7 protein-coding genes and 1 pseudogene are annotated in these 9795 nt (G+C 33.3%); 6 read left to right on the top strand and 2 right to left on the bottom strand.

All coding sequences use genetic code 11. The annotated features are described in order from the left end of the window. Positions 1–125: 125 nt before the first annotated feature. A pseudogene (locus VFS71_RS20250) lies at positions 126–790 on the bottom strand (IS6 family transposase). A 161-nt stretch (positions 791–951) separates the two neighbouring features. On the opposite strand from VFS71_RS20250, the gene VFS71_RS12255 reads away from it, so the two are divergent. The 6 genes from VFS71_RS12255 to VFS71_RS12230 are packed head-to-tail and all read left to right on the top strand — an operon-like array spanning position 952 to position 8432. After that, positions 952–1569, top strand: a complete 618-nt coding sequence (locus tag VFS71_RS12255; protein WP_326401575.1) for a TetR/AcrR family transcriptional regulator — start codon at positions 952–954, stop codon at positions 1567–1569. A 57-nt stretch (positions 1570–1626) separates the two neighbouring features. Beyond that, positions 1627–2961, top strand: coding sequence for a TolC family protein (locus tag VFS71_RS12250; RefSeq protein WP_326401574.1), 1335 nt, complete (start codon positions 1627–1629; stop codon positions 2959–2961). 12 nt (positions 2962–2973) lie between these two features. Further along, positions 2974–4095, top strand: coding sequence for an efflux RND transporter periplasmic adaptor subunit (locus VFS71_RS12245; protein ID WP_326401573.1), 1122 nt, complete (start codon positions 2974–2976; stop codon positions 4093–4095). Positions 4096–4103: 8 nt separating this feature from the next. Then, the gene (locus VFS71_RS12240; protein WP_326401572.1) at positions 4104–7163 is read left to right on the top strand and encodes an efflux RND transporter permease subunit; all 3060 of its coding nucleotides are present in this window, start codon (positions 4104–4106) and stop codon (positions 7161–7163) included. Between the two features lie 20 nt (positions 7164–7183). Further along, a complete protein-coding gene (locus VFS71_RS12235) occupies positions 7184–7987 on the top strand; it encodes an SDR family NAD(P)-dependent oxidoreductase (RefSeq protein ID WP_326401571.1) in 804 nt (267 codons plus the stop codon). 1 nt (position 7988) lies between these two features. After that, positions 7989–8432, top strand: coding sequence for a PaaI family thioesterase (locus VFS71_RS12230; RefSeq protein ID WP_326401570.1), 444 nt, complete (start codon positions 7989–7991; stop codon positions 8430–8432). A gap of 242 nt (positions 8433–8674) precedes the next feature. Here VFS71_RS12230 and VFS71_RS12225 read toward each other — a convergent pair whose 3' ends face one another. Then, the gene (locus VFS71_RS12225; RefSeq protein ID WP_326401569.1) at positions 8675–9592 is read right to left on the bottom strand and encodes a carbohydrate kinase; all 918 of its coding nucleotides are present in this window, start codon (positions 9590–9592) and stop codon (positions 8675–8677) included. Positions 9593–9795: the final 203 nt, after the last annotated feature.

Here is a 9795-nt window from a genome sequence, read left to right as displayed (position 1 = left end):
ATTTCAAACTCTCAAAAAAGTCAATATCGGTTAAGTTTTCGAACACCTCCCCTTCCACTACAATTATTAGAAAAGGGTTCTGTCGCATCTGTCAAATTAAAACATAAAATAATCAAAATAAAAAATTATGCCGCCAACATACAGAAGGATTTAAACATAGTAATCCCGGGATTAAACATTTGATTCTTTTGCAAAATATGAACAACTTCAATACCACTTAGAGTTATTTTTGCAGATTCAAATTTTTTAAAACCTTCACCATTTAAAATCCTCCACTTTATAAAACCATGATCCAGTTCTACTATGTCATTAAGGTATTTACATTGTCGAACCTCTATTTTAGAAAATGAACGTTTGTTATAAAATTTAATCGCACTACTATTTGAGCCACTCTTGCCAATATTTATTAATCGGGGTTTGTAATTATATGGATCGCCTTGATTAGAAATGACTGGGCGCCCATCCTCTCCCTTCTCTTAGTCAATAAGAAATCAACTGTATTGCCAGACTTATCAATTGCCCTATACAAATAACTCCCTTGCCCTTTAACTTTAATATAAGTCTCGTCCATTCTCCAACTACCGCCAACTTGTACTTTGCGTTTCTTCATTTGCATCTCCATTAATGGTGCAAACTTATATACCCAACGTTGAATTGTAGCATGGTCAACATCAACTCCACGCATTTTTATGATCTCTTCAACATCCCGATAACTTAATGTAAACCTAAGCTTAAAATATACTGCCTGCAGAATAATAGACTTTGGATAACAATCACCTTTTGTATTCATGAGTTTAAGAATTTAAAAAGGCAAAGATAAAACTTAGCTTTAGATGCTACAGAGCCGTGGACACTCCACAAATAATTAATTAAGAGCGATTTATAATTTATTTAAAAAAAAATGAACACCGTTCAAAAAATATGCATACTTTTGCAAAGAATATTAATTTTATGAGTACAGCAGAAAGAAAAGCACGTGAAAAAGCAGCCTTAAAATTACTCATTCTAAAAGGAGCCAAAAAACTCTTCTTAGAAAGAGGTATTGAGCAGACTACAATTCGAAATATTGCTGATGAAATAGATTACAGTGTTGGAACTGTATATGTTTATTTTAAAGATAAAAATGCCATTCTGCACGATTTGCATTCCATTGGTTTTCAAGAATTAGGAGGCTATTTCATGGAACTATTCTCTATTATTGATCCGATGGAACGTCTGAAGAAAATGGGATTTACGTATTTGAAGTTTGCCATGGAAAACTCAGAAATGTATGATTTGATGTTCATTGTAAAAGCACCAATGGAATTTATAGAAAGCTCTGAAAAAGAAGCTTGGAATGAAGGAGTCGATACATTCAATGCACTAAAGAAAACCGTTGAAGAATGTATGGCTAAAGGTCATTTTGAAGGACATTCGTTAGAACCTTTGTCCTTTATGATCTGGAGTTTAGTCCACGGAATGTGCTGTCTTGAAATACGTCAGAGAACAAAAGGTGTAAAATTCTCTAACCCCGATACCATCCTCTCTGATGGATACAACGAATATTTAAAAATAATAAAGAAACTTTAAAACTTTTTTTTGATTAAAAAAATGAACAATGTTCAATTTAAAAACAACGTACAACAAATGAAAAAATCAGTAACCATCATCATTATTTGTTTTGGCTTTTTTGGATATTCCCAAAGCAAACTCGAAAACTATATCCAAATTGGATTAAAAAGTAATGAAGTAATCAAACAGCACAACTTTGATATAAACAAAAGTATATATGCTTTAAAAGAAGCTCATTCCTTATTCTATCCAACTGTTTCTTTAAATGCAAATTATACCATAGCTGATGGCGGTAGAACGATAGATATTCCAATTGGAGATATGCTGAATCCAGTCTACAGCACTTTGAATCAAATTACCAATTCGAGCGCTTTTCCTTCCCTGCAAAATCAATCGGTTCAAATCAACCCGGATAATTTCTATGATGCTAAAATTCATACTACAATGCCATTATTGAATTTTGAAATTATCTATAACAAGAGGATTAAAAATCAACAAAGCTCGTTGCAAAGAATAGAGCTTGAAATCTATCAAAGAGAGTTAGTCAAAGAAATAAAAATAGCCTACTATAAATATCTCCAGTCAATAGAGGGAATTAATATTTATCAGGATGCTTTAACATTGGTAAAGGAAAACCAAAGAGTAAATCTATCATTATTCAAGAATGATAAAATAAATCGTACAGCAGTTTTGCGAAGCAATAACGAAGTAATTCGTATTGAAGCCAACCTTGAAACGGCAAAACAAGTCAGCAGTAACGCTAAGACTTATTTTAACTTTCTGATTAATCAAAAGCTTGATACTGAAATTGAAGTTGATTTAGACAAAGAAAATCTGCCCAACGAATTGGTCAACGAGAATACCCAAAACAGAGAAGAACTTTCAAAACTTGATGTGGCTAAAGATTTAAATAACAATGCTGGTAAGCTGACACAATCGTATTGGTATCCAAAGTTAAGCGGTTTTGCAGATTTAGGTTTTCAGGACTTTGATTTTGAATTAGATAAACAATCAAGATACTATTTTGCCGGTATTGGTTTGGAATGGAATATTTTTTCAGGTAACAAAAATAAATACAGACTCAAACAAGTAGAAGAAGATAGTAAAAAAATAAGTTCTCAGACAGACAATGTAAAACAGCAATTATTACTTCAGTTTCAGGTTTCCCGGAATAATCTGAAATCAGCTTTGGAACAATTCTACGCCGATAAAAATCAAAAAGAATCAGCCAAAAAATATAATGAGGATATAACCAAATTATACAAAGAAGGTCAGGCTATATACATTGAACTTCTGGATGCACAAAATCAATGGGTAAATGCTCAGCTTAATACCAATATTGCCCTTTATAATTCCTGGATTGCTTTTGCAGAATTAGAAAGAGCCAACGCAACTTTTACTTTTAATTAAACACAAAAAATCATGAAATCAAAGATTATTACATCCGTTCACCTTTCAGGCTCGGGTCACGAACACCTAAAAAACAATTTTACACTTGTTAGTAAAAAAACAATAGTACTATGCCTTTTTGCCCTTCCTCTTTTTTTTGCGTGTAAAGAAGAAAAAAAAGAACATGCACCATTCGAAACTGCTGATATTATTCCAATTAAAACAGCAACAGTTCAATCTTTAGCACTCACAAATAATATAAGCGCATCTGGATTAGTAACCACAGAAAATCAAGCCAATTATGGTTTTAAAATAGGTGGTGTAGTGAGTCGAATTTATGTAGAAGAAGGCCAGTTTTTTAAAAAAGGCCAACTTTTGGCAGCTTTAGATGCTACCGAAATTAATGCCGGTTTAAATCAAACGGATTTGAATGTGAAAAAATACGAACGTGATTACAACCGCGCCAATAATTTATACAAAGACAGTGTGTACACCCTAGAACAGCTTCAAAACACAAAAACAGGTCTTGACATTGCTAAAAAGCAGAAAGATGCCATTGCTTTTAATGCTCGTTACTCTAAAATATATGCTGCTGCTGATGGTTTTGTAGCCAGTAAGATAGCCAACGAAGGGGAAGTAGTTGGTGCCGGATCTCCTATTCTGGCAATAAATGAAACAAATCAAAATAACAACTATTTATTAAAAATCGGTTTGACAGATAAAGAATGGGCATCAACAAAAATTGGCCAGAAAGCAGTTGTTACTCTTGATGGTTATCCCGAAGAGCACTTTGATGCTTTTGTTTTTCGAAAGTCACAATCTGCAGATGTAGCAGTAGGTTCTTTTCAGGTAGAATTGAAACTGAATATGAAAAACAATAAACCGGCAGTGGGTATGTTTGGAAAGGCAGAAATTAAAGCAGAGAATGCAGAAGATTTTATCATCATCCCTTATAATTCGCTTATTGAAGCCGATGGTAACAAAGCCTTTGTATTTATAGTAGCCAATAACAAAGTAAAACGTCAGCCTGTTACGATTAATAAATTTGAGAATAACAAGGTATTCATAAAAGACGGCCTTCAGAAAACAGATCAGATAGTGATCTCTAACAGTGCTTATCTAAACGAACAATCGACGATAAAAATCATTAAATAATTAACAGTATGAAGATTACAAACTTTGCTGTCAAAAATTATCAGTTTACACTGATCATATTTCTTCTGGTAGCCGTTGTGGGTTATCTTACCCTATTTTCGATGCCAAGATCAGAAGACCCTTCCACCCACCCACCCCAGTATCTTATTACTGTAATTTATCCCGGTACCAGTCCAAAAGATATGGAGGAACAAGTCGTAAAACCTATCGAAAATAAAATTTACGGACTTGAAAACATCGATAAAATCTTGACTACCGTTGAAGATGGTGTAGCCGCTTTTCAGGTAAAATTTAAATATGGCGTAGACGTTGATAATAAATATCAGGAAATTTCTACTGAAATGAACGCGCTGAAAAACAGCGAACTTCCAAAAGATATTTATCAGATCAAAACAGAGAAAATTGCATCTTCTGATGTGAAAATTCTTCAGGTGGCATTAGTGTCAGAAAATGCCTCTGACAAAAAACTGCGTGATGAGGCTGACAAGCTGAAAACAAAATTAGAAAAAATCACCAACCTTAAGGATGTAAAATACTCTGGAATTCCTGAACAGGAAATTCGTATTGATTTGCAATTGGATAAACTGGCGCAATTAAAAATTCCGTTAAATCTGGTGATGGGAAGCTTACAAAGTGAAGCAGCCGATATTCCGGGAGGAAGCATCGATCTTGACAGCAAAGTATTTAATGTAAAAACCAGCGGTAAATTTAAGAACGCAGAAGATGTTGCCAATACCGTCATTTATAATGCAAACGGAAAAATAATCTATATGAAAGATGTTGCCGAAGTTGGCTACAAATCTCAAACAGTAGATCATATTACCCGTATAAACGGACACCGATGCATTTTGGTTACTGCCGGAATGAAGGACAATGTAAATATTACCGATGTTCAGAAAGAATTTTCACCAATCGTCGAAGAATTCTCGAAAGACTTACCTCAAAATATCAAACTGGTTAAAAACTTTGATCAGGCCAATATGGTATCACAGCGTTTAGGACATTTGGGCTTTGATTTTGCACTTGCCATCATTTTGGTTATTATCACGCTGTTGCCATTAGGGTCAAGAGCATCTCTGATCGTTATGATATCGATACCATTATCATTGGCTTTGGGGCTGATTGCAATGAATGCTTTAGGTTATTCCTTAAATCAGTTAAGTATTGTTGGATTAGTGGTAGCTTTAGGATTATTGGTGGATGACAGTATTGTGGTGGTAGAAAACATCGAGCGTTGGCTTAGAGAAGGACATTCTAAAATGGATGCCGTTTTAAAAGGCACAAAACAAATAGGAATTGCTGTTGTGGGATGTACAGCAACACTTGTGATTGCTTTTTTACCGCTGGTTTTTCTTCCTGATGTTTCGGGTGAATTTATTAGAAGTCTTCCAATGGCGGTTATTACAAGTGTATTGGCTTCTATGATTGTAGCCTTGACATTAGTTCCATTTTTAGGAAGCAGATTTTTAAAAACACACGAACACGGAGAAGGAAATGTCTTTCTTCAATATTTGCAAAAATTCCTTACCAGAAGTTACAGGGACATAATGCCTAAAGCATTAAAATTCCCAAAAACAACTATTGCTATATCTATATTTTTAAGCATTACTGCTTTTGGATTGTTTAAGGCAACCGGATTTAAATTATTCCCAACTTCTGAAAAGCCAATGTTTTTAATTAATATAAAAATGCCTCTTCAGGCAAATATTTCAGAGAGTGACAGGGTTACAAAATTGATAGAATCTGAACTAAAGAACCATAAAGAAATTGTGTTTTATACTGCCAACGTCGGTAAAGGGAATCCGCAAATTTATTACAATGTACATCCTCAAGACAGAAAACCCGATTTTGCTCAGATTTTTGTTCAATTGGATGATGAAGCAAAACCTACTGAAAAAACAGCTTTGATTGAAAGATTGCGTGAAAAATTTAAAACAATGCCCTATGCCAAAGTTGAAGTAAAAGACTTTGAACAGGGAACGCCTCTTGAAGCAAATATTGTAGTGAGACTATTCGGAGAAGACCAGGCCATTTTACGTAAACTGTCGGCTCAGGTAGAAAATATTTTACGAAATCAGAAAGGTACCGTCTACATTAATAATGAGTTGAATACATATAAAACAGATGTCAAAATAAAAATCAATAAAGAAAAAGCAAGAACACTTGGCGTTTTAACAAGTGAGGCTGATAAAGTAATTCGTCTTGCCGTGGCAGGATTAACCGTTGGAGATTACATAGATGACCGTGGCGATGCAAGAAATGTTACACTTACACTGCCAAGAGATAAGTTTTCTAATCTGGATGCGCTAAAAAACTTATATGTAAATAATATTCAGGGTACTCCTATTGCACTGAACCAGATTGCGACAATATCTTTTGAAACTTCACCAACAGCAATTAATCATTTCAATAAATCTAGATTTTCAAAAGTTACTGCATTATCAGGAAAGGGTTACTATGCTAATGACCTGTTGGTAGAGATTATACCTAAATTGGATAAACTAAAAATGCCAAAAGGATATTATTATAAATTATCCGGAGAAAAAGAATCTGAAGGCGATGCATTAGGTGGAAATTTTCTAGCAGTAATTATTCTGAGCACGTTCCTTTTTATTGGAGTATTGCTATTGCAGTTCAAAACATTCAAAGGAATAATCATTGTACTTTCTATTATCCCGTTAGGAGTTTTAGGAGGTGTTGTATTACTGCTTATTACTGGAAGCCCTATGTCATTGGTCGCTATTATTGGTTTCATTGGTCTTTCTGGAATTCAGGTTAAAAATTCGCTTCTTTTGGTAGATTTTACCAATCAATTACGACAGGAAGGACATTCAATTGATGAAGCCATTGCTATTGCCGGAGAAACCCGCTTTTTACCGGTGGTACTAACTTCTATTACAGCAATCTGTGGACTGATTCCTCTTGCGCTTAACTCAAATCCTTTAATCGCACCTTTGGCTATTGTATTAATTGGAGGACTTATAAGCTCTACCATTCTTTCAAGAATTGTAACTCCTGTAATGTATAAATTGATGCCTCCAAGTATCGAAAATGATAATAAAATATAAACATTTAATAAAATTTCAAGATGAAACAAACGATATTAATAACAGGAGCTTCAACCGGTTTTGGGCTCCTGCTGGCTACTAAACTTTTTGAGAATGGGTTTAATGTAATTGGCACTAGCCGTGAACCGGAAAAATACAAGAATAAGGTTCCTTTCAAGCTATTGTATCTGGATATTTCAGATGATGATTCGATTAATTCTTTTACTAAAGAACTTTTTATTCAAATAGAAAAGCTGGATGTTTTAGTAAATAATGCTGGCTATGCTGTTACAGGGCTTGCTGAAGAAACACCAATAAAAATAGGATTACAACAATTTGAAACTAATTTTTGGGGTACAGTTAAGCTAACTAACGCACTACTCCCAAATATGAGAAATCTAAAACAAGGTAAAATTATTACTGTAGGTTCATTCTTAGGGTTAATTGGGCATCCCAACTATAGTTTCTATTCAGCATCTAAACACGCTTTGGAAGGATATTTTAAATCATTAAGATTTGAAGTAAATCAATTCAATATAAAAATTAGTATGGTTGAACCTATGGTTCATAAAACTAATTTTTTTAATAATGCGGTTGCAACTTATGGCAATATTCAGGATTATGATAAGTTCAGGCAAAAAATCCATTCTTATTACAATAATGAACTCAAAAAGGCGCCAGGACCAAACGCTGTTGCTGATGCTATAATTAAAATTATTAATTCCAAAAAGCCAAAATTTAGTTATGCGGTTGGAAAAAGTACATCAATGATCCTTACCCTACAGCAATTTTTATACAATGCCTTTGAAAAAATCATTTTAAAAGAAATTAATAAAGCAATATAAGATGGAAAATAAAAGATTTCAATTACTTCAAAGTTTTATTGGTAAACCATTCTCAGGGAGTCCATCTCCTTTCGCCAAATGGTTGAATGGGACGGTCATTTCTGTAAATGATAAAACAGTAGAATTCGAATTTATAGTTAGAGAAGAAATGACCAACCCTGTTGGCATGCTTCATGGAGGCGTTATTTCAAGTATGATTGATGACTGCATTGGGGTTAATTTTATAATACTTGGTTTAGAAAACTTCTATCCAACTATTAATTTAAATGTCGATTTTTTCAATCCTGCTTTTGAAAATGACAAAGTTTTGGTTAAAACAGAATTAATCAAGTTAGGAAAAACGATCATTCATTTCAATGCGGTAGTCATAAATCAAAATAATGGGAAACTTGTTGCTAAAGCAAGTTCTAATCTGGCAATTAGTACTACTAAAATTCCTTTTTAAAATTCTAATCAAATTTTATTTCAAAAAAATAAGATAAAATTTTCTTGAATTTCAAACATTCTACAAGCAAAAATAGCCGTACTATCATTTGGACTAGTATTCTCTTTTAGAACAATTTATCCTTTTAAATTAACATATAGACCATATAAATTAATATAGCACATAGACCATATAAATTAATAATAGAACCCGCTGAGTGTAATTCAAAACAATCACACCCAGCGGGTTACTAGAATCAGACACTATTTTTTGATGCTTTTTTTATCAATTTTCATATAATCACTAATTACCTTTTCAGAAATTTTCGGGTTTGCACCTTCTTCTCCAGCCACTAAAGCTCCTATTGCACAAGCATAGTTCAATGACTTTTGAGGTGATTTCCCTCTTAATAGTCTTACTATTAATGATGCTAAAAATGAATCCCCTGCACCAACGGTATCTACTACTTTAATAAAGTAACCGCTATTATAATAAAACTTCTCATTGTAGTACAAAACAGCTCCAAATGCACCCTTAGTAACGCATACCTGTTTTGTATTTGTTTTGTCTGCAATAAATTTAATATTTTGCTCAAAAGAATTATAGGGGGAATCCAATTTTCTGCTTATTTCAAATAATTCTTCATCGTTAAGCTTAATGAAATCAGCTTTCATCATAAGCTCTACTAATACATCAATTGTATAATAGGGAGCTCTTAAATTGACATCAAAAACTTTATATTTTGCTTCTTCCAATAAAGCTTTTAAAGTTGACCTGGATTCTTCATCCCTACAGATTAAACTTCCGAAAATGAAAACATCGGCTTCGGAAACTTTTCTCTTAATATCATCATTCAGTGCAATTTTATCCCAAGCAGAAGGATATAAAATATCATATGACGCATTTCCCTTTTCATTAATCATTACATTAACGACACCCGTTTTATACTCTTCACTAATTTGAATTATACCCGTATCAATCCCTTTTTCTGATAAAAAAGAAACAATTTCATTACCATCAACATCGGAACCAACTTTACTGATAATCGTTGATTCTGCTCCAAACGATTTCATTCTAAGAGCAACATTCAACGGTGCCCCTCCTATTTTCTTGTGAGTTGGAAAAACATCCCATAATACTTCTCCATACGTTACCGCTTTCACTTTAAATAATTTAATCATTTTTTCTAATTTTAATAAATTAAAGGGTAAGAGCATCAGTCTTACCCTTTGCAACAAAAAACTTAACTTAACTTAGTCTATCATTATTTGGTACCTAAATAATCAATTGAATTGCGATAAATCCCTTTGATATTAGATTCGTATGTATTTATTCTGCCATCATTCATAGCCCATTCCATCCCTCCAATACCAATTGCAATAAT

This window comes from Flavobacterium sp., assembly GCF_035760125.1.
Lineage (GTDB): Bacteria > Bacteroidota > Bacteroidia > Flavobacteriales > Flavobacteriaceae > Flavobacterium.
The sequence above is the reverse complement of the archived record's forward strand: the minus strand, read 5'-3'. Positions and strand labels throughout refer to the sequence as shown.